Annotated in this window: 24 protein-coding genes; 17 read left to right on the forward strand and 7 right to left on the reverse strand. The window is 72.3% G+C overall.

Features of this window, described 5'->3' with window-relative positions; genetic code table 11:
• Window positions 1–3 precede the first annotated feature (3 nt).
• The 4 genes from thrC to groL all read left to right on the forward strand — a co-directional run bounded on the left by thrC (window position 4) and on the right by groL (window position 4182).
• Window positions 4–1293, forward strand: a complete 1290-nt coding sequence (gene thrC, locus AC07B0_RS22720; RefSeq protein WP_356875962.1) for a threonine synthase — start codon at window positions 4–6, stop codon at window positions 1291–1293.
• A 34-nt stretch (window positions 1294–1327) separates the two neighbouring features.
• Window positions 1328–1603, forward strand: a complete 276-nt coding sequence (locus AC07B0_RS22725; RefSeq protein ID WP_467296487.1) for a MoaD/ThiS family protein — start codon at window positions 1328–1330, stop codon at window positions 1601–1603.
• A 410-nt stretch (window positions 1604–2013) separates the two neighbouring features.
• On the forward strand, window positions 2014–2220 hold the full coding sequence (locus AC07B0_RS22730; RefSeq protein ID WP_008743607.1) for a cold-shock protein: 207 nt from the start codon (window positions 2014–2016) through the stop codon (window positions 2218–2220).
• Between the two features lie 339 nt (window positions 2221–2559).
• Window positions 2560–4182: a chaperonin GroEL gene (gene groL, locus AC07B0_RS22735; protein WP_356875958.1), complete on the forward strand. Its 1623-nt coding sequence runs from the start codon at window positions 2560–2562 to the stop codon at window positions 4180–4182.
• 117 nt (window positions 4183–4299) lie between these two features.
• On the opposite strand, the gene AC07B0_RS22740 is transcribed toward groL, so the two are convergent.
• Window positions 4300–4728 carry a GNAT family N-acetyltransferase gene (locus AC07B0_RS22740; protein WP_478898799.1) on the reverse strand — a complete coding sequence of 143 codons (429 nt, stop codon included), beginning with the start codon at window positions 4726–4728 and terminating at the stop codon, window positions 4300–4302.
• A gap of 138 nt (window positions 4729–4866) precedes the next feature.
• Between AC07B0_RS22740 and AC07B0_RS22745 the strand changes: the two genes are divergently transcribed.
• From AC07B0_RS22745 to AC07B0_RS22775, 7 genes are all read left to right on the forward strand, one after another.
• Window positions 4867–5475 (forward strand): phosphoribosylanthranilate isomerase, encoded by a 609-nt coding sequence (locus AC07B0_RS22745; protein ID WP_478898800.1) that lies wholly within the window; start codon window positions 4867–4869, stop codon window positions 5473–5475.
• Between the two features lie 50 nt (window positions 5476–5525).
• Entirely contained in the window at window positions 5526–5660 is a 135-nt protein-coding gene (locus AC07B0_RS22750; RefSeq protein WP_478866545.1) for a hypothetical protein, read from the forward strand.
• A gap of 207 nt (window positions 5661–5867) precedes the next feature.
• Window positions 5868–6269, forward strand: coding sequence for a hypothetical protein (locus AC07B0_RS22755; protein WP_478898801.1), 402 nt, complete (start codon window positions 5868–5870; stop codon window positions 6267–6269).
• An 84-nt stretch (window positions 6270–6353) separates the two neighbouring features.
• Window positions 6354–7094 (forward strand): SDR family oxidoreductase, encoded by a 741-nt coding sequence (locus AC07B0_RS22760; protein WP_478898802.1) that lies wholly within the window; start codon window positions 6354–6356, stop codon window positions 7092–7094.
• 44 nt (window positions 7095–7138) lie between these two features.
• Window positions 7139–8614 (forward strand): outer membrane protein assembly factor BamB family protein, encoded by a 1476-nt coding sequence (locus AC07B0_RS22765; protein ID WP_478898803.1) that lies wholly within the window; start codon window positions 7139–7141, stop codon window positions 8612–8614.
• 282 nt (window positions 8615–8896) lie between these two features.
• Window positions 8897–10090 carry a S8 family peptidase gene (locus AC07B0_RS22770; protein WP_478898804.1) on the forward strand — a complete coding sequence of 398 codons (1194 nt, stop codon included), beginning with the start codon at window positions 8897–8899 and terminating at the stop codon, window positions 10088–10090.
• 272 nt (window positions 10091–10362) lie between these two features.
• Window positions 10363–11547, forward strand: a complete 1185-nt coding sequence (locus AC07B0_RS22775) for a S8 family peptidase (protein ID WP_478898805.1) — start codon at window positions 10363–10365, stop codon at window positions 11545–11547.
• 8 nt (window positions 11548–11555) lie between these two features.
• On the opposite strand, the gene AC07B0_RS22780 is transcribed toward AC07B0_RS22775, so the two are convergent.
• Window positions 11556–11810, reverse strand: coding sequence for a DUF397 domain-containing protein (locus AC07B0_RS22780; protein ID WP_467296642.1), 255 nt, complete (start codon window positions 11808–11810; stop codon window positions 11556–11558).
• Complete coding sequence (locus tag AC07B0_RS22785) at window positions 11794–12621, reverse strand: helix-turn-helix domain-containing protein (RefSeq protein WP_467296499.1); 828 nt, start codon at window positions 12619–12621, stop codon at window positions 11794–11796. The genes AC07B0_RS22780 and AC07B0_RS22785 overlap by 17 nt, the downstream gene beginning before the upstream one ends.
• 116 nt (window positions 12622–12737) lie before the next feature.
• On the opposite strand from AC07B0_RS22785, the gene AC07B0_RS22790 reads away from it, so the two are divergent.
• The 4 genes from AC07B0_RS22790 (at window position 12738) to AC07B0_RS22805 (ending at window position 14519) form a co-directional block, all read left to right on the forward strand.
• Window positions 12738–12956 (forward strand): hypothetical protein, encoded by a 219-nt coding sequence (locus AC07B0_RS22790; RefSeq protein ID WP_356875938.1) that lies wholly within the window; start codon window positions 12738–12740, stop codon window positions 12954–12956.
• Window positions 12953–13471, forward strand: a complete 519-nt coding sequence (locus AC07B0_RS22795) for an amidase (protein WP_356875936.1) — start codon at window positions 12953–12955, stop codon at window positions 13469–13471. The genes AC07B0_RS22790 and AC07B0_RS22795 overlap by 4 nt, the downstream gene beginning before the upstream one ends.
• A 114-nt stretch (window positions 13472–13585) precedes the next feature.
• Entirely contained in the window at window positions 13586–14023 is a 438-nt protein-coding gene (locus AC07B0_RS22800) for a hypothetical protein (protein WP_478898806.1), read from the forward strand.
• Window positions 14024–14162: 139 nt separating this feature from the next.
• Window positions 14163–14519: a hypothetical protein gene (locus AC07B0_RS22805; protein ID WP_478898807.1), complete on the forward strand. Its 357-nt coding sequence runs from the start codon at window positions 14163–14165 to the stop codon at window positions 14517–14519.
• A 24-nt stretch (window positions 14520–14543) separates the two neighbouring features.
• Here the strand turns inward: AC07B0_RS22805 and AC07B0_RS22810 are convergent, their stop codons facing one another.
• The 3 genes from AC07B0_RS22810 to AC07B0_RS22820 are packed head-to-tail and all read right to left on the reverse strand — an operon-like array spanning window position 14544 to window position 17910.
• A complete protein-coding gene (locus tag AC07B0_RS22810; protein ID WP_356875930.1) occupies window positions 14544–16043 on the reverse strand; it encodes a PTS transporter subunit EIIC in 1500 nt (499 codons plus the stop codon).
• A gap of 43 nt (window positions 16044–16086) precedes the next feature.
• The gene (murQ, locus tag AC07B0_RS22815; protein WP_356875928.1) at window positions 16087–17028 is read right to left on the reverse strand and encodes an N-acetylmuramic acid 6-phosphate etherase; all 942 of its coding nucleotides are present in this window, start codon (window positions 17026–17028) and stop codon (window positions 16087–16089) included.
• A 12-nt stretch (window positions 17029–17040) separates the two neighbouring features.
• Complete coding sequence (locus AC07B0_RS22820; RefSeq protein WP_478898866.1) at window positions 17041–17910, reverse strand: MurR/RpiR family transcriptional regulator; 870 nt, start codon at window positions 17908–17910, stop codon at window positions 17041–17043.
• Between the two features lie 285 nt (window positions 17911–18195).
• On the opposite strand from AC07B0_RS22820, the gene AC07B0_RS22825 reads away from it, so the two are divergent.
• The gene (locus AC07B0_RS22825) at window positions 18196–18573 is read left to right on the forward strand and encodes a hypothetical protein (RefSeq protein ID WP_356875926.1); all 378 of its coding nucleotides are present in this window, start codon (window positions 18196–18198) and stop codon (window positions 18571–18573) included.
• Between the two features lie 7 nt (window positions 18574–18580).
• A complete protein-coding gene (locus tag AC07B0_RS22830; protein ID WP_356875924.1) occupies window positions 18581–18847 on the forward strand; it encodes a DUF4031 domain-containing protein in 267 nt (88 codons plus the stop codon).
• A 16-nt stretch (window positions 18848–18863) separates the two neighbouring features.
• Here AC07B0_RS22830 and AC07B0_RS22835 read toward each other — a convergent pair whose 3' ends face one another.
• A complete protein-coding gene (locus AC07B0_RS22835) occupies window positions 18864–20117 on the reverse strand; it encodes a Cmx/CmrA family chloramphenicol efflux MFS transporter (RefSeq protein WP_356875922.1) in 1254 nt (417 codons plus the stop codon).
• Between the last annotated feature and the right edge of the window lie 49 nt (window positions 20118–20166).

Genomic DNA, 20166 nt, shown 5'->3' on the forward strand with positions numbered 1-20166 from the left:
ATCATGGCTGCACAGACCGTCGCCACCTCTGCCGACCTGGATTCCGTGGATCTCGGACCCGCCACCGGCCTTTCCTGCCGCGAGTGCGGTACCCGCTTCGAGCTCGGTCCCATTTTCGCCTGCGCCGAGTGTTTCGGACCGCTGGAAGTCGCCTACGAGCTGCCCCTCGGGAACCCCGAGGCCCTGCGCGCCGCGATCGAGGCCGGCCCCGACAACATCTGGCGCTACGCCCCGCTGCTGCCCGTCCCGGCGGACGTGGCCTCCAAGCCCAGCCTGAACCCGGGCTTCACCAAGCTCGTCGACGCCGCGAACCTGGCCAAGGAGCTCGGCGTCACCGGCAAGCTGTACGTCAAGGACGACTCCGGCAACCCGACGCACTCCTTCAAGGACCGTGTCGTGGCCATCGCCGTCGAGGCCGCCCGCGCCTTCGGCTTCACCACCCTGTCCTGCTCCTCCACGGGCAACCTGGCCGGCGCCGTCGGCGCCGCGGCCGCCCGCGCCGGCTTCCGCTCCTGCGTGTTCATCCCGCACGACCTGGAGCAGGGCAAGGTCGTCATGGCCGGTGTCTACGGTGGCGACCTGGTCGGCATCGAGGGCAACTACGACGACGTCAACCGGTTCTGCTCCGAGCTCATCGGCGACCCGCTGGGCGAGGGCTGGGGCTTCGTCAACGTCAACCTGCGCCCGTACTACGGAGAGGGCTCCAAGACCCTCGCCTACGAGATCTGCGAGCAGCTCGGCTGGCGGCTGCCCGACCAGATCGTCATCCCGATCGCGTCCGGCTCCCAGCTGACGAAGATCGACAAGGGTCTCCAGGAGCTGATCAAGCTCGGTCTCGTCGAGGACAAGCCGTACAAGATCTTCGGCGCCCAGGCCGAGGGCTGCTCCCCGGTGTCCACCGCCTTCAAGGCCGGGCACGAGGTGGTCCGCCCGCAGAAGCCGAACACCATCGCCAAGTCCCTGGCGATCGGCAACCCGGCGGACGGCCCGTACGTCCTGGACATCGCCCGGCGCACCGGCGGCTACGTCGAGGACGTCAACGACGAGCAGGTCGTCGAGGCCATCAAGCTCCTCGCCCAGACCGAGGGCATCTTCGCCGAGACCGCGGGCGGCGTGACCGTCGGCGTCACGAAGAAGCTGATCGAGAACGGGCAGCTGGACCCGGCGCTGACCACCGTGGTCCTGAACACCGGCGACGGCCTCAAGACCCTGGAGGCGGTGGCCGCCGACAGCGGCCAGACCGCCACGATCCGCCCGAGCCTGGACGCCTTCCGCGCCGCCAACCTCGCCTGACCTCCACCACGACACCCGGAAAGGCGGTAGCGCCATGAGCGTCAACGTCCGCATCCCCACCATCCTGCGCACCTACACCGGCGGCGTGGCCGAGGTCCCGGCCGAGGGCACGACCCTGGCCGAGGTCATCGACTCCCTGGAGAAGAACCACCCGGGCATCGCCGCGCGCGTCCTGGACGACCAGGGCAAGCTGCGCCGCTTCGTGAACGTCTACGTCAACGACGACGACGTGCGCTTCGAGGGCGGCCTGCAGACGGCGACGCCCGACGGTGCCGGCGTCTCGATCATTCCGGCCGTCGCCGGGGGCTGATCCCCGCCGGACCGCACCCTTCCCGGGTGACCGCTTTTCCGAATTGCCCCCTCCGCCAATAAGCGGAGGGGGCAATTCTGCTTGATTGGTCGCGGTAGAGTTGGGGAAGTCCCCTCCGCTGGTCTTGCCCGCCGCATATGAGCGGGTCGCGAGAGGGTTGACATTGAGTCAACATGTGCGCGCGCTTTGGGGCTTTGGCGTGGATTGTCAGGCCCGAGTTGCCCTGGAATATGCCAAATTTTCACTCTATTTCAATGTTTCCGCGTGTCCAGAATTCTCGTCGGATTGACCTGTTGCAGACAGCAGCGGTGCGGATACATTCAGCCCCGGTCGAGGCGTTCCGGCGCAAGTTCTGACCCGGGTCCGCGAAGTGCGGATCTGCGCAAGGGCCAGTAATAGGGGAGTTAGGCATGGCTCAGGGCACCGTCAAGTGGTTCAACGCGGAGAAGGGCTACGGCTTCATCGCGGTCGACGGTGGCGCGGATGTGTTCGTCCACTACAGCGCCATCCAGATGGACGGGTACCGCACCCTTGAAGAGGGTCAGCGGGTCGAGTTCGAGATCTCGCAGGGCCAGAAGGGCCCGCAGGCGGACATGGTCAAGCTCGCGGCCGGCTGAGTCCAAGCGCGATCGACCACCGACGCACTCACGCAGGAGGGGCCCACATCCCGGACACGGGATGTGGGCCCCTCCTGCGTGGGGCCCCCGGGACCCTTGTGCCGCCCGGCCCCTGGCGCGAAGTCGGCGGGGCGTTGCTCGAAGCCGCTTGCACTCGCGGGGGTCGAGTGCTAATCATTGGCGTTAGCACTCTCCAGGTGAGAGTGCTACTAAGACGAGGACCGGGCCGGTGAGGCCCGCAGGGTCCGGCGGGAAGGAACCGCCGGGTCCGCAGGCCGTCCGTCGCGGGCGCGGGCGCGGTCCGGAGCAATCCACCCCTGTCCGGGAGGACCACTTCAGATGGCCAAGATCATTGCGTTCAACGAGGAGGCCCGGCGCGGTCTCGAGCGTGGGATGAACCAGCTCGCCGACGCCGTCAAGGTCACCCTTGGCCCCAAGGGTCGCAACGTCGTCCTTGAGAAGAAGTGGGGCGCCCCCACGATCACCAACGACGGTGTCTCCATCGCCAAGGAGATCGAGCTCGAGGACCCGTACGAGAAGATCGGCGCCGAGCTGGTCAAGGAAGTCGCCAAGAAGACGGACGACGTCGCCGGCGACGGTACGACCACCGCCACCGTGCTGGCCCAGGCGCTCGTCCGCGAGGGCCTGCGCAACGTAGCCGCCGGCGCCAACCCGATGGCCCTCAAGCGTGGCATCGAGAAGGCCGTCGAGGCCGTCTCCGCCGCCCTGCTGTCGCAGGCCAAGGACGTCGAGACCAAGGAGCAGATCGCCTCCACGGCCTCCATCTCCGCCGCCGACACCCAGATCGGCGAGCTCATCGCCGAGGCGATGGACAAGGTCGGCAAGGAAGGCGTCATCACCGTCGAGGAGTCGCAGACCTTCGGTCTGGAGCTTGAGCTCACCGAGGGCATGCGCTTCGACAAGGGCTACATCTCGGCGTACTTCGCCACCGACATGGAGCGCATGGAGTCGTCCCTCGACGACCCGTACATCCTGATCGTCAACTCCAAGATCGGCTCGGTCAAGGACCTGCTGCCGCTCCTGGAGAAGGTCATGCAGTCCGGCAAGCCGCTGCTGATCATCGCCGAGGACGTCGAGGGCGAGGCCCTGTCGACCCTGGTCGTCAACAAGATCCGCGGCACCTTCAAGTCCGTCGCCGTCAAGGCCCCGGGCTTCGGCGACCGCCGCAAGGCCATGCTCGGTGACATCGCCATCCTCACGGGCGGCACGGTCATCTCCGAGGAGGTCGGCCTCAAGCTGGAGAACGCCGGTCTCGACCTGCTCGGCCGCGCCCGCAAGGTCGTCATCACCAAGGACGAGACCACCATCGTCGACGGTGCCGGTGACAGCGACCAGGTCGCCGGTCGCGTGAACCAGATCCGCGCCGAGATCGAGAACTCCGACTCGGACTACGACCGCGAGAAGCTGCAGGAGCGCCTGGCGAAGCTCGCCGGCGGCGTCGCGGTCATCAAGGCCGGTGCCGCGACCGAGGTCGAGCTCAAGGAGCGCAAGCACCGCATCGAGGACGCCGTTCGCAACGCGAAGGCGGCCGTCGAAGAGGGCATCGTCGCCGGTGGTGGCGTGGCCCTGCTCCAGGCCTCCTCGGTCTTCGAGAAGCTGGAGCTCACCGGTGACGAGGCGACCGGCGCCAACGCCGTGAAGCTCGCGCTGGAGGCCCCGCTCAAGCAGATCGCCGTCAACGGTGGTCTCGAGGGTGGCGTCGTCGTGGAGAAGGTCCGCAACCTGCAGATCGGCTGGGGCCTGAACGCCGCGACCGGCGAGTACGTCGACATGATCGCCGAGGGCATCATCGACCCGGCGAAGGTCACCCGTTCCGCGCTGCAGAACGCGGCGTCGATCGCGGCCCTCTTCCTCACCACCGAGGCCGTCATCGCCGACAAGCCCGAGAAGGCCGGTGCCCCCGCGGGCGGCGGCATGCCGGGCGGTGACATGGACTTCTGATCGGCCCCTGGCTGATCGGCTGTTCTCGAACGAGGGCGGCACCCCACGGGGGGTGCCGCCCTCGGGCGTTTCCGCCGGGCGGCGGGCGGACGGGGTCGGGCCAGGCGCTCGACGGGGTCAGGCCAGGCGCTTGAGGAACCAGACGTCCTCGTGGCCGGCCGGGAAGCCCGGGACGCGGGCGGTCTCCTCGTAGCCGTGGCGGGCGTAGAAGGCCGGGGCCTGGAAGGTGAACGAGGAGACCAGGACGCTCACGCAGCCCCGGCGGCGGGCCTCCTCCTCGGCCGCGGCCAGCAGCTTCGCGCCCCAGCCGCCGCCCCGGCTGTCCGCGCGGACCCACGTCATGCCGATGCCCGCCCGGTCGCCCCAGCTCCAGCCGGACAGCCCCGCGACGAGCGCGCCGTCCGCGTCCGTGATCCGTACGGTGAACTCCGCCTGCTCGTGTCCCGCCGTGGCCGCCAGGTTGAAGGCGTCCAGTTCCTTGCTCAGCCGCGCGTCGAGCGCGGAGTCCGCTCCGCCTGTGGTGATGTCCACCCCGTTGTCGTCCATGGGGCCATTCTGAGGTCCGCCCGGGCCCCGGACCGAGCGGTTTTGCGGCCTCGTCCCCGGCCGGTGGGGTGCGGGGGTGGTGTGCCCGGCGCTTGGGACGGGGCGGCGGTGGGGGGCCGGGTTTGGTTGGATCGGGGTATGAGCGAACGCAGCACTCCCTTCGTCAAGATCTGTGGCCTGAAGACCGCCCACGACGTGGAGGTGGCCGTGGCCGCCGGGGCCGACGCCGTCGGCTTCGTCTTCGCCCCGGGCAGCCCCCGCACGGTGGACGCCGCCACGGCGCGGGCCCTCGTGGCGGGCGTGCCGGACAGGGTGCTCACCGTCGGGGTGTTCCGGCGGCAGCCGGTCGGGGAGGTGCGCCGGCTCACCGAGGAGAGCGGGGTGCGCGCCGTACAGCTCCACGGGGACGAGGGGCCCGAGTACTACGAGGAACTCCGCGCGCCCGGCCGGACGCTGCTCCGGGCCACCGCCGAGCACGTGGAGCGCTGCGGGGAGCTCGGGGAGGACCTGCTGCTGCTCGACGCCCCGGACCCGGGCTCGGGCAAGCCGTGGAACTGGGGGTCGGCGGAGTTCTCCGCGCCCGTGGGCCGGTGGCTGCTGGCCGGCGGGCTGACCCCGGGCAACGTCCGCGAGGCGCTCGCGGCGACGGGCGCCTGGGGCGTGGACGTCTCCAGCGGCGTCGAGAGCGAGCGCGGGGTCAAGTCCCCCGCTCTTATTCGCGCGTTCGTCGAGTCCGCCCGGGGTTAGGGTCGCGCGGGGGCCCCGTGGTGAGGGCCGCGCGGACACGGGGGCTTCGCATGATGGGGAAAACGGCGCGGACCGAGTGGTGGGAGCGGCTGCCGCAGGGGATCCGGGACCAGGTCGACGGGTACGTGCTCCAGGACGCCCAGCTGCCGGCGATCCGGCTCCTGGTCGAGGTCGGCTTCCACTAGGGCCTGTCGTCAAACTCCCGTCTGCCCCGCGACGCCTGGCACGCGCTCTCGCCGCACCGGGCGAAAGCCAAGTACGTCCAGTACGCGGGCTTCCGCCCGGCGCACCGAGAGCACGCACCAGACGCCGCAGGGCCGCCCTCCGGGCGACGACGGGAGTTTGACGACAGGCCCTAGGACGGTGTCGGGGTCGGCGACGCGCAGTGCATCGTGAGCGACCGCTACGCCCACCACGGCGACCGGGTCGTCCGCTCGCCGGACAGCCCGCTCGATCTGGAGTCCCTGGCCTGCCGGGCCCGGGGGACCGCCGGACGCGTCGTGGCGGTCGAGGCGGTCTGGGACGGCGACACCGTCCACGACTGGTTCGTGGTGCTGCGGGCGATCACCGAGGAGCCGGCCGAGGACAAGGGCATCGCGAGCGTCTACTGGGGCATGGCCGAGCGGTACCTCGGGGAGGACGCGGACTACGACGGCCGGCACCCGGCCGCGGTGGCCGCCGAACGGGCCGGCGGCGCCCTGGCCGCGCACCTCGGCGTCCCCTTCCACTTCGCGAGCCCGGACACCCCGGACGACGAGGCCCCGCGCCGGCGGGCGCAAAGCCGCACGCCCTGACGCCAAAACTTCTGTAGCGATCGCTATGGATCTTGTGTTACGTTTTTTCTGTAGTGATCGTTACTGAATTGAGGGGGATCCGTCATGGGGAAGAACGCGCTGGTCACGGGCGGCAGCAGGGGCATCGGCCGGGCCGTCGCCGAGCGGCTCGCCGCCGACGGCGTCACCGTCGTGCTGACGTACGCGAGCGATGAGGCGGCCGCCCGGGAGACCGTCGGGCGGATCACCGGGACGGGCGGCCGGGCCCACGCGCTGCACGCCGAGCTCGGGCACCACGGGGACGCCGCCGCCCTGTGGGAGGCGTACGACGGACTGGGGCTCGACGGGGTCGACATCATCGTCAACAACGCGGGCATCGGACTGCCGATTCCCCTCGGCCGGGTCACCGAGGCGGACTTCGACCGGGTCTTCGCCGTCAACGTACGGGCGCCGTTCTTCGTCGTGCAGGAGGGCCTCGGCCGGCTGCGCGACGGCGGGCGCGTCATCAACGTCTCCAGCGGCGCCGCCCGCATCGCGATGCCCGAGATCCTCGCCTACGGAGCCACCAAGGGCGCGCTCGACAACCTCACCCTCAACCTCGCCAAGGAGCTCGGCGCGCGCGGGATCACCGTCAACTCGGTGGCCCCCGGCATCGTCGACACCGACGTCAACGCGGGCTGGCTGCGCGGCAACGCGGAGGCCGAGGCGCACGCCGCGTCCCTCGCGGCGCTCGGCCGGGTCGGCCGGCCGGAGGACATCGCCGACGTCGTCGGCTTCCTCGCCTCCGACGCCGGCCGCTGGGTCACCGGCCGCGTCGTCGACGCCACCGGCGGCGCGGGCCTCTGAACCCCCCGGATCCGCGCGGCGGTTACGCTGCGGCCGGGGGGATCATGGACAACGCATCGTCATGGGCTCGGCGTTCGTTCCGGTGGGCCGTCGGGGCCGGGGCGCTCGGCGCCGCCGCCGCGGGCACCGCGGTGACGGCGCTGTACGTCGTGCTGTTCGGCAAGCTGGTCTTCGTCGACGGGCCGCCGGGCGGCTGCGACGGCGACGACTGCCCGCGCGGTACGGGCTGGCTGATGCTGTGCGCGCCGCTCGCGGGCTTCGTCACGTACCTGCTGTGGACGGTGGTCCGGGAGGCGCGGCCCGCTCGCGGCTGCCTGGCCCGGCTCCTGGCCGTCGTCGTCGCGCTGGTCGCGCTGTGGCCCGGATGGCTGGGCTTCGCGTGGATGCGCGGCCCCCATATGGACGTCTCGGGGTGGCAGGTGGCGGACCGGCCGGCGGCCGTGGAGCCGGTCGGTCTGTGGCGCGAGGAGCGGTCCGGGACGCTGGTCCGGGCCCGTACGGACATGCTGGTCGCCTTCAACGGGGAGGGCCGCAAGAACTGGCGTTACGCGGCCCCGGACGGCTCCGCCGTCTGCGCGCTGAGCCGCACCCCCTCCACGGGGACCGGGATCGTCGCCTTCGGGCGGGACGCGGCCCGGTGCGGGGAGCGCGTCGACGCCGTGGACCTGGCCGAGGGCCGCCGCCTGTGGAGCCGGGACCTCACTCCGCCCGGCGGCCGGCCGGTGCGGGCCCGGGCGGCGGCCGTGGGGTCCACCGCCGTGGTCACGGAGCAGGGCGCCCTGATCGGCCTCGACCTGCGCGAGGGCGCCGAGCGGTGGCGGATCCCGGTCCCGCCCGAGTGCGCGGTCGCGGCCGTCGACGGGGCCGGGGAGCAGGCCCTGTACGTCGAGGACTGCACCTCGGCGTCCCGGATCACCGCCGTCGACGCCCGTACGGGAGCCCGCCTCTGGCAGAGCGCCCTGCCGACGGCGACCGCCCTGCGTGAGGTCCGCGTGCTGTCCGCCCGGCCCCTCGCCCTGCGCGTGGAGGAGTCCGCCGAACGCGGCACGCACGCGGTGCTGCTCTTCGACGGGGCGGGCCGCGCGCGGGGTTCGGTACCGCTGTCCGGGGAGGCGGAGGACCTGCTGCCCGGGCCGCCCTTCCCGGTGGTGACCGGGGACCGCATGGTCGTTCCGGTGCAGGACGGGAAGCGCACCGGGGTGTCCGCGTACTCCCTGACCGACGGCCGGCGGCTGTGGCACCAGGACCTGGCGGGGCAGACCGTGCGGGGGCTGTCGGTGACGCGGCCGGGCGAGGTCGCGGTGATCGGCTCGGACCTCTGGTGGACGTACCTGATCCGGCTGGGCCCGGCGGACGGCAGGCGGCGCGAGGAGGAGCCGACGGTCCTGCGGGACCTGCCGCTCAGCGGGCACTTCGAGTTCTTCGCGGGACCGCCGGGCCGCTACGTCTTCGTGAACCTGGACCCGCAGGACGACACCCTGTTCCCGACCTTCGACATCGACCCGGTCTGGGGCTGGTGACGGGCCACCACCTCGCGGTCGCGGCCGTACGGGTGATCTTTCCGGGGCCGCCGACCGCCGTGCGGGGCCGGGCCACTGTCCGGCGGCACAGGCGAATATTCGTTTCTGCAGATAGTGGGACAGGCCGGGCCGAGGGTCTGCCGGGCGATCGGCCACCCGGGGGTCGGCGGTTCAGCCGCTGCACGCGTGCACCGATGGAAGTGGGGGCCGCACTCGCGGAGGACGTGATGCCGCGAGGGCGGCTTCCCCATGCCGACCCCCACCCCGTCAGGGAGTTCCCCCATGCGCCTCGTCGCACGTGTGGCCACAGCCGCCCTCATCGCCCTCGCCCCGGTCGTCGCCGGTACGGCGACCTCGTCCGCCGCGGCCCCGGAGCCGACCCCGGCGCCGCTGTTCACGGCCGCCAACGCGGTGCCCGGCCAGTACATCGTCACCCTGGAGAAGGGCGTGGACGCGGCGAAGGTTGCGCAGAAGCTGGGCCTGAAGCCGTCGTTCCTCTACAGCTCGGCGCTCAACGGCTTCGCGGTGCCGCTGACCCCGCTCCAGCTGACGATCGTCCGCAACAGCCTGGGCGTGAAGTCGGTCGAGGAGGACGCGAAGGTCCAGTCCGTGCTGAGCTCGGGGGCGGCGCTGCGGGCCCCGTCGAACTCGTGGGGGCAGGACCGGATCGACCAGAAGGAGCTGCCGCTGGACAACAACTTCACCGTCGAGGGCAACGGCGCCGGGGTGAACGTGTACATCCTCGACACCGGCATCGACTACAACCACACCGAGTTCGGCGGGCCCGACGCCACGCGTGCCACGTTCGGCTTCGACGCCGTCAACGACGGGCGCAACGGCCAGGACTGCCAGGGCCACGGCACGCACGTCGCGGGCACGGTCGCGGGCAAGACGTACGGAATCGCGAGGAAGGCGAACCTGGTCAGCGTCCGCGTCCTCGGCTGCGACGGCAAGGGCACCTGGTCGGGGATCATCGCGGGCCTGGACTGGGTGGCCAAGAACGCCAAGCAGCCGGCCGTACTGAACGGCTCGCTGGGCGGGGACAAGTCGGATGCCGTGAACAATGCCGCCACCGCGCTCTCCGACGCGGGTGTGCTCCCCGTCATCGCGGCGGGCAACTCCTCGAAGGACGCGTGCGGTGTCTCGCCCGCCTCCGCCGCCCGAGTGCTCACCGTAGCCGCGAGCAACCAGTGGGACGAGGAGACCGACTTCTCCAACTACGGCTCGTGCGTCTCCCTCTACGCGCCGGGGGCGGCCATCGTCTCCGCGAAGCTGGGCGGTGGCAGCGTGGCCCAAGACGGTACGTCGATGGCCGCACCGCACGTCGCGGGCGTCGCCGCCCTCTACAAGGCGGCACACCCCGAGGCGGACCCGGGCGAGCTCAACGAGTTCCTGGACAGCGAGGCCACCAAGGACGTGCTCAAGAGCGTCAGCAAGACCAGCCCGAACGTGCTGCTGTACACCGGCGGACTCTGACCCCGGTCGGGTCACGTCGCCCGTACGAATGAATTCTCCGGGGCCGTGCCGCCGGTGCGCGGCCCCGGAGAACCCGCAGGAATGATCCTTTCCGCGGCCGGTCCGACGGGGCCTTCCACGGGGTGGGGACGCTCGGCCATGCGGATGCGGGTGGCTCAAGTCTTCTCCGGGCGGAACCCGATGTACGGGAGGGCCGCCCCCGGGAGCCGTTCGCCGGTCACGGGTGCGGCTCCACCCACGCCGATCCACACGCACTTCAGGGAGCTCCCTCCATGCGTCTGCTTGCCGCGCGCCTGACCACCGCCGCCGCCCTCGTCCTGACCTCCGTGGCGGCCGGTTCGGCTTCCGCCGACACGCCGGAGCCGATCCCGGCGCCGCTGATCAGCTCCGCGAACGCCATCCCCGGCAGCTACATCGTGACCCTCGACAAGACGTTCGACCCGGCGGCGTTCGCGAAGTCCCTCGGTCTGAAGACGAAGTTCTCCTACACCCAGACGATCAACGGCTTCGCCGCGTCCCTCGACGCGAAGCAGCTGAAGGCCGTCCGGGGCGCGTACGGCGTGGAGTCCGTGGCGGAGGACGCGAGCGTGACCGGCCCGCCGGCCCCGGCCAAGGGGGCGCAGACGAAGGCGCCCTCGAACTCGTGGGGCCTGGACCGCATCGACCAGCGGTTCCTGCCGCTCGACAACAACTTCAGCGCCAACCGCAGCGGCCAGGGCGTGACCGCGTACATCCTGGACAGCGGCATCGACTTCCAGCACCCCGAGTTCGCCGGCCGTGTGCGGGCGGGCTTCGACGCGATCGGCGACGGCCGCAACGGCGCGGACTGCAACGGTCACGGCACGCACGTCGCGGGCACGGTCGGCGGTACGACCTTCGGTGTGGCGCGCAAGGTGAACCTGGTCAGCGTCCGTGTCCTCGGGTGCGACAACCGGGGTTCCTGGTCGGGGATCATCGCGGGCTTCGAGTGGGTGGCCCGCAACGCGCAGCAGCCGGCCGTCCTGAACGCCTCGCTGGGCGGCGACCGGCTCACCGCGGTGAACACGGCCGCGACGGCCGTGGCCGACCGGGGCGTTCTGCCGATCATCGCGGCGGGCAACGACAACCGTGACGCCTGCCGAGTCTCGCCCGCCTCCGCCGAACGCGTGGTGACGGTCGGCGCGACGGACCGCTTCGACCAGGAGACCGACTTCTCGAACTGGGGCACCTGCCTCGACATCTACGCTCCGGGCAAGGACATCATCTCCGCCCGGCTGGGCGGCGGCAGCGTGTCCCTGAACGGCACGTCCATGGCCGCGCCGCACGTCACCGGTGTCGCCGCCCTCTACAAGTCGGAGCACCCCAACGCGCTGCCGGCCGAGGTGACGGACTTCCTGGACGAGGTGTCCACGAAGGACATCGTCCAGAACCTCAGCGACGACAGCCCGAACAAGCTGCTGTTCACCGACGGCCTCTGAGCACGGGCTCAGAGCGCCGCGACGAAGGTCGCCCAGGCCCGCGCGTGGAACACCACGTGCGGGCCTTCGGGCTGCTTGGAGTCCCTCACGGGTACGAGGTCGTGCTGGCCGTCGGCAACTTCGAGGCAGTCGCCGCCAGTGCCGTCGCTGTAGGTGGACTTCCGCCAGGTGGCCATTTCCACACACTCGCCGCCATCGCCGCCGCTGTAGCTCGACTTGTGCCAGATGGCTGCTGAGAGGTTGTAATCAGGCACGTTCGTAATCCTCCGCCGCGGACTCGATCATGGCCAGCGATTCCCGAGGCGAGAGCGCGCTGGCCGTGAGCAGATCGTAGTTCAGCCGGTGGCGGGCAACCGTGGTCGGATCGTCGAACAGCTGGCCCGTCCCGTTGCCTTCGGCGTAGGAGAGCGGAGGAGCGTCGTCGAACGACATCAGCTTGATGAGCCCCATCATTCCGGCATGCGCACCGGCACTGAACGGGATGACCTGGACGATGATCCGGTGGGACCGGATCAACCTGATGATGTGTCGCAGGGCCTCAGCCATGACTGCCGGACTGCCGACTTCGCGGCGGATGACCGCTTCGTCAAACACGCACCACAACAATGGGGCGGTTGGGTTGGCGAGGAGCGACGCGCGGGCCAGCCGGTTCTCGACCAGCTCGTCGATGTCCTGTTCCGGCGCCGTCGGCTGGTAGGCGCGGCAGACAGCCCGGGCGTAGGCCTCGGTCTGGAGTAGTCCAGGAATCAACTGCGGCGCGTAGTCCCGGATCTCCTTGGCCAGAGCCTCCGCTTCCGCCGCTGCCGCGAAGTGGTCCGGGTACTTGGACTTGGCCGCCGCACCGCAGTTGCGGGTGAAGAAGCCGTTCGTGCCGAGGATCTCGTCTATCTGTACGGCGAATTCGAGGTGCATCCGGCGCGTCCCGGCCTCCAGCTGTCCGATGAACGAGCCGCTCACGAAGAGCGGCTCGCCGAGCTCGGCCTGGCTGAGGCCCGCGCGTTCGCGCGCGACGCGGAGTTCCGCGCCCAGGAGGGCGCGGGGTGAGGCGGAGGGGTCGAGGTCTTTCGGTGGCATGGCAACTCCCTGACCAACATGCGGGGTTGTTGCGGGGTCCGCACTTGTAAGGCTAGCGAGCGCGTCGCCACTCTGTGTGAGGAAGCTGAATACTCAGAGTAGAAAGGTGACATGTCATGGTGCTCACCCCACAGGAGCGCATGGAGGCGGCCGAAGAGGCCGTCCGGCAGCTGAAGGAGTCCCTGGCCGGAGTAGGGGTGCTGTTCCCCTCGCTCGACGTCGAGCGGGTCTCCGCCGCCGGGACGTACGGGCTGCCGCTGGTCGACCTGGGCCGCTGCAACCTGGACACCGCGCTGCGGCTGGCCGCCGTCCTGCACGAGCGGGCGGGCGCGTGAGCGAGTCGGTGGACGCGGCGGAGTTCGCGTTCGAGCTCGGCTGGAGGCTGCGCGGGCTGGAGACGGCCCTCGCGCCGCGCGGGGCGCACGGGCCGACGGCGGGCAGCCCGAAGCCGCCCCCGCCGCCGGGATGGCAGCGGTTCACGCTGGTGCACTGCCCGGTGGAGGGGTACCCGGGCTTCGACGATCCGCGCTACGAGGGGCTCCGGACGAGCCCGCCGCAGGGGTGCGTGGCCGAGGACCTCGGGGGATGCCTGGGGCTGCGGTGCGAGCGGCCGGGCGGGAGACTGCTGGACGCGGTCGCGGAGCTGTGCGCGGAGATCCGTACCGGGCACGGGCTGCTGATGACCGGGCTCGGCATCGACAAGCTCTGGGAGTGGTCCGAGGACGGTACGGACGGCTGGGGCGCGGAGATCGTCGGGCAGCTGCTGCTGATGGCGGCCGAACGGGGGCCGAAGCTCGGGTACGGCGTGGACGACCTGGCCCGTTTCCTTGAGGAGGCCGCCGGAGTCTGACCAGCCGATCCGGGTGGGCCCGGACACGAGAGCCCCGCCCCGCGCGGGGCCTTCGCGCGTAACGGACCCGTCACAGGCGGTACGCGGGCACCCGCTCGCCGCGACGATGGCCCGATGCGCCCACACCACACCCTCCTCACCCTGGCCGCCGCCGCGGGGCTCCTCGTACTCACCGGATGCACCGAGGTCGCCCCCGCCGAGCCGAAGCCCGGGGCGTCTGCGGCGGCCGCGAAGCCGTCGCCCGCTCACGATCCCGATGCCCTCCGCGCGGCCGCCGGCCTTCCCGCCGCACCCAAGGGGCCCGCGCGGCAGGCCTTCCTCGACGGGCTGGACGCGATCGACCGGGACATCGTCCACGGCAAGGGGGACAAGGCCGTCAGCCGCGGCATCGACACCTGCGGCACCGTCAAGAACTTCCCGGGGGACCGGGCCAGGCAGACGGACCAGGTCAACAAACGCTGGACCAGCCCCACTCACCCCGAGGGCCACGGCCTCGCGAAGGCGGCGAAGATCCTCGACGTGGCGCACGCGCACCTCTGCCCCGCCTTCTGACGCGGCGCGTGACGGCCATCCGTCCGTCCGTCCGGCCGGCCGTCCGTCAGGCCGGGCCCGCCGGGCCGGGCAACCCCGAGGGCGGCGCGGGCGTCTTCGCGGGTGGACGTCACGGGCGGGTACGGGGAGGCGGCGGGGGATGCCGGAGCGGGATGCGGTCGAGCGGGACGCGGCGGGGCCGGACGCGGGGCCGGACGCGGGGGAGGCGCAGGGGCCGGGGGCCGGGGCGCGCGAGGTGTCGTCGGCGGACAGCATGCCGGCGATGGTGCTGCTGTTCCCCGCGTTGCTGCTGCTGCGCTTCCTCGGGGACAACGGATGGGTGTACGGGGCGGCCGCCGTGCTCGGGGCCCTCGGGCTGATCGCCGCGGGCTTCGGGATGGTGTCGGCGGTCGGCAGCCTGCGGCGCGGGCGGCGCAGGCTGGTCGCGGTGTACACCCTCCTCCTGCTGCTCGGCGCGGGCTTCGTGCTGGTGGCCCGGCTGGTGGAGAACGCCTGAGGGAGCCGCCGCCCCGTACGGGGTTCAGGCCATCGCCGGTTCCTTCTCCGGGTCGGTGGCGGAGGCCGGGGAGGCCGGGTCCGGGCCGGTGTTGAGGTCGGCGAGCATCTGCTTCGTGAAGCCGAAGAAGTACGTGGCGAGGAACCCGGCGAGGTAGCCGACGGCGAGGCCGCCCGCGTAGACGGCGATGGTGGCGCCCATGCCCGCCTTGCCGTCGAGGAGCGGGAACAGGGCCCAGCCCGAGGGGCCGATGGCGGTGGAGCCGACGCCGACGCCCAGCTGGCTGAACAGGCCGACGAAGGCCCCGCCGGCCGCGCCGCCCGCGCAGGCGGTGACGAAGGGGCGGCCCAGCGGCAGGGAGACGCCGTAGATGAGCGGTTCGCCTACGCCCAGCAGTCCGGCGGGCAGCGCCGACTTGATGGTGGTGCGCAGCGATCCGTTGCGCGGGAGCCGGAGGTAGACGGCGGCGGCCGCGCCGACCTGGCCGGCGCCGGCCATGGCGAGGATGGGGAGCAGGACCGTGTAGCCGGACTGCTCGATGAGGGTGGTGTGGATGGGGATCAGGGCCTGGTGCAGGCCCAGCATCACCAGCGGGAGGAACAGTCCGCCGAGGACGAGTCCGGCGAAGGCGCCGCCGGTGGCGAGGAGCCAGTGGGCGAAGGTGCCGATGGCGGAGGAGACCTCGCCCGCGAGGAACATCAGGCCGAAGAGGGTGACGAGGCCGGAGACCAGCACCGTGAGGGTGGGGGTGACGAGCACGTCGAGGGCCTCGGGGACCCACTTGCGGCACCACTTCTCGACCTGGACGGCGAGCAGGGCCGCGGCGAGCGCGCCGAGGACGCCGCCCTGGCCGGGGGAGAGCTGCTGGCCGAACGCGTCGATCTTGGCGACGCCGGGGAAGACGATGATCGCGGCGACCGCGCCGCCGAGGACCGGCGTGCCGCCGAACTCCTTGGCGGTGTTGTAGCCGACGAAGACGGCGATCAGCGACATGAACCCGGACGCCATCGCGGCGAGCGCGGGGACGAGGGCGGGCAGCCAGCCCAGGTTGGTGAGCATGCCGTTCAGGCCCGCGATGATGCCGCAGCCGATGAGCGCGGGGATCAGCGGGACGAAGATGTTCGCGATGCGCCGCAGGAACAGCTTGAAGGGGGTGGAGTTCTTCGCCTTCCGGGCGTCCTTGAGGGCCGCGCCCTGCGCGGCGAGCTCCTCGGCGGTGACGGGCTGCTGCCGCGCCTGTGTCCCGGTCCGCGGCGCGGCGGAGCGGCCCTCCTCGACGAGGGCCTCGAACTCGGGCGTGACGCGGGCGACGGTGCCCGGGCCGAGGACGATCTGGTACGTGTCGTCGTCGACGACGCCCAGGACCGCGGGGACCGCCTTGAGGGCCTCTTCCCGGACGAGGGCGCGGTCGCGCAGGCCGATGCGCAGGCGGGTCATGCAGTGCGCGATGGAGGTGATGTTGTCCGGGCCGCCGACCAGAGGAAGGATCGCGGCGGCTGTGGCGCGGTTCTTGTCAGTGGACATGTGGTCTCGCCTTGCGTCGGGGGTGCGGGCGGTACGGGGGTGGTCAGCGGGTGCGGTCGGCGTCGTGGGCGTGGGCGAGGGCGGCGCGGAGGTGGCCGTCGGAGTCGGTGAGCAGCCGGGCCGCGGCCGGGCCGTCGACGCCGCCGAGGATGACCAGGATGGCGTCCTTGACCTCGCCGCCGGTGGCGGTGAGCGCGGCCTCGATCTCCTCGTCGGGGGCGCCGGTGGCCAGGGCGACGATGCGGCGGGAGCGGGCGCGCAGCTTCTCGTTGGAGGCGCGGACGTCGACCATGAGGTTCCCGTAGGTCTTGCCGAGCCGGATCATCGTGACCGTCGAGATGAGGTTGAGTACGAGCTTCTGCGCGGTGCCGGCCTTCAACCGGGTGGATCCGGTGAGGAGTTCGGGGCCGACGACGACCTCGATGCCGTGGTCGGCGGCCGCGGCGAGCGCGGAGCCGGCGTTGCAGGACAGGCCGACGGTGAGCGCGCCGCGCGTACGGGCGGACTCGACGGCGCCGATCGCGTACGGGGTGCGGCCGGAGGCGGAGACGCCGATGACGGTGTCGTCGGGGCCGATGCCGAGGGCGGCGAGGTCCTCGGCGGCCAGCTCCTTGGAGTCCTCGGCGCCCTCGACGGCCTTGACCATGGCGGAGGGGCCGCCCGCGATGAGGCCGACGACGCGGGCCGGGTCGGTGTTGAAGGTGGGCGGGCACTCGCTCGCGTCCAGGACGCCCAGCCGGCCGGCGGTGCCGGCGCCCGCGTAGACGAGCCGGCCGCCGCGGGCCATGCGTACGGCGATCCCGTCGACGGCGGCGGCGATCGCCTCCAGCTGCCCGGCCACGGCGGCCGGGACGGTGGCGTCCTCGGCGTTCATGATCCGGGTGATCTCCAGGGTGGACAGCCGGTCGATGTCGGCGAGCTCGGGGCGGAAGGCCTCGGTGGTCAGCGTGTCGAGCTGGGCGCGGAGGGCGGCGTACGCGGTCATGGGCGGGGGCTCCTAGCGGGTGGCGCGCTTGCTGGTGGGGGCGGTGGCGCGGTGCCGGGGGGCGAGGGCCTCGTAGGAGGCGGCGAGGGCCGGCGCGGCGGTCTCGTACGTCCGCTGCGCGACCCCGACGAACAGGCAGTCGACGACGAGGAGCTGGCTGGTCCGGCTGGACATGGCGGCCGGGCGCAGCTGCGTCTCGCGGGCGGCGGAGGTGGCGAGGACGAAGTCGGCGTAGTGGGCGACGGGGCTGCCGGGGCGGCCGGTGACGGCGATGGTCGTCGCGCCGTGCTCGAAGGCGTGCCGCAGCGGTTCGATGACGTCGCCGGTGCTGCCGGAGTGGGTGACGGCGACGGCCACGTCACCGGGGCGGAGCAGGACGGCGTTGGTGACGGCGAGGTGGGGGTCGTTGTGGGCGTGGGCGACGAGGCCGATGCGCAGCAGCTTCTGCGCCAGGTCCTGGCCGACGAGGGCGGAGGCGCCGACGCCGTAGATGTCGATGCGGCGGGCCGTGGCGAGGGCGTCGACGGCGCCGGACAGCTGGGCCAGGTCGAGCCCGGCGGCGGTGTCGGCGAGGGTCTGCGCCTCCTCGTGGGCCAGTTTCGCGACGACGTCGGCGAGGGGGTCGTCGACGGCTATGCCGACGGTGACGGCCGGGGCGGCGCCGGATTCCTGCTGGGCGGCGAGCGCGGCGAGGGCGAGCCGCAGGCCGCGGTAGCCGGGATAGCCGAGGAGGCGGGCGGTGCGGACGACGGTGGCCTCGCTGGTGCCGGTGTGCTCGGCGAGGGCGGAGACGGTGAGCTGGGCGCAGCCGGCCGGGTCGGAGGCGACGGCTTCGGCGACGGCCTGCACGGAGCGGGTCATGGAGGGGCCGAGGCTGCGCACGCGGGCGCGGAGGGCGGCGGGGGCGGGGGCCTCTGCCGGGGCCTGGGTCCGTGCCGGGGCATGGGCATGGGCCGGGGCGGGGTGCGGGGCGCCGGCCGGGGGCTCGGCGCCCACGCCGCTGAAAGTTTCTTTCGCGTTCTTGCTCACGTCTGAAATCTATTTTCAGCGGCGGGGAGGGTCAAGACGCCATGAGGCCCGCGTCCGGCGGGACTTAGGGCCTGCGCGGGCCCGGGGCCCGGTCAGGGGGTCTTCGCCACCCGGGGCGGGCGGGTCCACAATGAGCCCATGGACACCGCGACCCCCCTGGAGCAGGCGCTGCACGTCGCCCGCGCCCTCGTTCTCGCCGACCTCGCCGCCGGTGAGGTCGCCGATGCCGACGTCGTCTCCCTCGTCGAGGACTCGGTCACGCACCGCCGCTGGTGGGTGGAGCAGTGGCCGGAGGGGGTCGACTACCTTCCCGGGCTCGTCGCCCAGGACGTGCAGGACGCACTGCTGGACAAGTACGGCCGCTGGCCGCTGTGCCCCGTGTGCGGGCACGGGGACCCGCACGCGCTGGACGTGGAGCCGGAACTGGGACCCGACCCGCAGTGGGTGTGCTCGGAGGCGGGCGTACGGGTGGCGGCGGTGGGCGGCCTCGGCCCCGTCTTCCATCCGGGCCGGTGAGCCGCCCGTGACCGTGTACATCGACCCGCCGGTCTGGCCCGGGCACGGCCGCATGTGGTCGCACCTGGTCAGCGACGTCTCGTACGAGGAACTGCACGCCTTCGCGGAGTCCATCGGCTGCCCGGCGCGCGCCTTCGAACGGGACCACTACGACGTGCCCTCGCACCGCTACGCCGACGCGGTCGGGGCGGGGGCGGTGGAGATCGGCAGCAAGGAACTGGTCCGCCGGCTGACGGACGCGGGCCTCCGCCGCCCCAAGGGCCGCCCGGCCTGAGCCGGCGGGCGGGGGCTCAGCCGCGGGCGGCTTCGGCGGCTTCCGCGGCTCCGGTCACTCCGGCCGCCGCGGCACGGGCCGGGGCGGGCTGCGAGCCGCCGACCACGCGGGTGGCGCGGTGCGGGGTGCGGCGGTCCAGGCGGAGGGCGGCGACGGCCAGGCCGATCGCGACGACCGTCATGGCGGCTCCGGCCCAGGCGGTCGAGGCGAAGCCGTACCCGGCGTCGATGACGGTGCCGCCGAGCCACGGCCCGCCCGTGTTGCCCAGGTTGAACGCGGCCGTGGTGGTGGCCCCGGCGAGCGTGGGGGCGGCCCCGGCGACGTTGAACATGCGGGCGTTCAGCGCGGGCGCGGTGAAGAACGCCGAGACGCCCATCAGGAACGACAGGCCCACGGCCGCGACCTGCACGGACGCCAGCAGGGCCAGCGCCGTCAGGAAGACCGTCGAGGCGGTGATGCCCCAGATCATCACCCCGAAGAGGTGCGCGTCGGCGACCCGCCCGCCGATGGTGGTGCCGATCAGCGCGCCGACGCCGAAGAGGCCCAGGATCCACGGGACCCACCGCGAGTCCAGCCCGGCCACGTCCGTGAGCAGCGGCGACAGGTAGCTGAACGCGCAGAAGATGCCGCCCGCGGCCAGCGCGGTCACGCCGATCGACAGCCACACCTGGCGGTCGCGGTAGATGCGCAGCTCACGGCCGAGGCGGGGCTTCTCGGCGGGCAGCGGGATCTTCGGGATCAGCGCCAGGATGCCGACGAGGGCGATCGCGGAGGCCGCGCCGACCGACCAGAACGCGGAACGCCAGCCGAGGTGCTCGCCGAGGAAGGCGCCCGCGGGGACGCCGAGGACGTTCGCGATGGACAGGCCGCCGATCATGACGGCCATGGCGCGGGCGCGCTGGTCCTTGTCGACCATGGCGATGGCGACGGCCGCGCCGACGGCCCAGAACCCGGCGCAGGCCAGCGCGGACACCACGCGGGAGGCGAAGAGCAGCCCGTACGTGGGGGCCAGCGCGCCGGCCACCTGCCCGAGGCCGAAGAGGCTGATCAGGGCGACGAGGGTGGTGCGGCGCGGCAGTCGCAGCGTGGCGACGGCCAGCAGCGGGGCGCCGATGACCATGCCGATCGCGAAGGCGGATATGAGCAGGCCCGCCTGGGGGATCGTGACGCCCATGTCCTCGGCGATCGGTGGGAGGAGCCCCGAGAGCATGAACTCGCTGGTACCGAGTGCGAAGACGGACAGGCCGAGGACGTACACGGCGACGGGCATGCGGGTGCGTGCTGATGAGGCTGCGGGCATGACATACACAAACCAGGTC

The sequence above is a fragment of the Streptomyces sp. NPDC044704 genome (assembly GCF_056433525.1).

Excerpts from the sequence above, each read along its gene's own strand:
- groL (WP_356875958.1), top strand. The coding sequence starts at position 2,560 with ATGGCCAAGATCATTGCGTTCAACGAGGAGGCCCGGCGCGGTCTCGAG.
- AC07B0_RS22805 (WP_478898807.1), top strand. The coding sequence starts at position 14,163 with ATGCCGGAGCGGGATGCGGTCGAGCGGGACGCGGCGGGGCCGGACGCG.
- AC07B0_RS22790 (WP_356875938.1), top strand. The coding sequence starts at position 12,738 with ATGGTGCTCACCCCACAGGAGCGCATGGAGGCGGCCGAAGAGGCCGTC.
- thrC (WP_356875962.1), top strand. The coding sequence starts at position 4 with ATGGCTGCACAGACCGTCGCCACCTCTGCCGACCTGGATTCCGTGGAT.
- AC07B0_RS22760 (WP_478898802.1), top strand. The coding sequence starts at position 6,354 with ATGGGGAAGAACGCGCTGGTCACGGGCGGCAGCAGGGGCATCGGCCGG.
- AC07B0_RS22745 (WP_478898800.1), top strand. The coding sequence starts at position 4,867 with ATGAGCGAACGCAGCACTCCCTTCGTCAAGATCTGTGGCCTGAAGACC.
- AC07B0_RS22835 (WP_356875922.1), bottom strand. The coding sequence starts at position 20,117 with ATGCCCGTCGCCGTGTACGTCCTCGGCCTGTCCGTCTTCGCACTCGGT.
- AC07B0_RS22725 (WP_467296487.1), top strand. The coding sequence starts at position 1,328 with ATGAGCGTCAACGTCCGCATCCCCACCATCCTGCGCACCTACACCGGC.
- AC07B0_RS22785 (WP_467296499.1), bottom strand. The coding sequence starts at position 12,621 with ATGCCACCGAAAGACCTCGACCCCTCCGCCTCACCCCGCGCCCTCCTG.
- AC07B0_RS22750 (WP_478866545.1), top strand. The coding sequence starts at position 5,526 with ATGATGGGGAAAACGGCGCGGACCGAGTGGTGGGAGCGGCTGCCGCAG.
- murQ (WP_356875928.1), bottom strand. The coding sequence starts at position 17,028 with ATGACCGCGTACGCCGCCCTCCGCGCCCAGCTCGACACGCTGACCACC.
- AC07B0_RS22765 (WP_478898803.1), top strand. The coding sequence starts at position 7,139 with ATGGACAACGCATCGTCATGGGCTCGGCGTTCGTTCCGGTGGGCCGTC.
- AC07B0_RS22730 (WP_008743607.1), top strand. The coding sequence starts at position 2,014 with ATGGCTCAGGGCACCGTCAAGTGGTTCAACGCGGAGAAGGGCTACGGC.
- AC07B0_RS22810 (WP_356875930.1), bottom strand. The coding sequence starts at position 16,043 with ATGTCCACTGACAAGAACCGCGCCACAGCCGCCGCGATCCTTCCTCTG.
- AC07B0_RS22775 (WP_478898805.1), top strand. The coding sequence starts at position 10,363 with ATGCGTCTGCTTGCCGCGCGCCTGACCACCGCCGCCGCCCTCGTCCTG.
- AC07B0_RS22770 (WP_478898804.1), top strand. The coding sequence starts at position 8,897 with ATGCGCCTCGTCGCACGTGTGGCCACAGCCGCCCTCATCGCCCTCGCC.
- AC07B0_RS22800 (WP_478898806.1), top strand. The coding sequence starts at position 13,586 with ATGCGCCCACACCACACCCTCCTCACCCTGGCCGCCGCCGCGGGGCTC.
- AC07B0_RS22740 (WP_478898799.1), bottom strand. The coding sequence starts at position 4,728 with ATGGACGACAACGGGGTGGACATCACCACAGGCGGAGCGGACTCCGCG.
- AC07B0_RS22825 (WP_356875926.1), top strand. The coding sequence starts at position 18,196 with ATGGACACCGCGACCCCCCTGGAGCAGGCGCTGCACGTCGCCCGCGCC.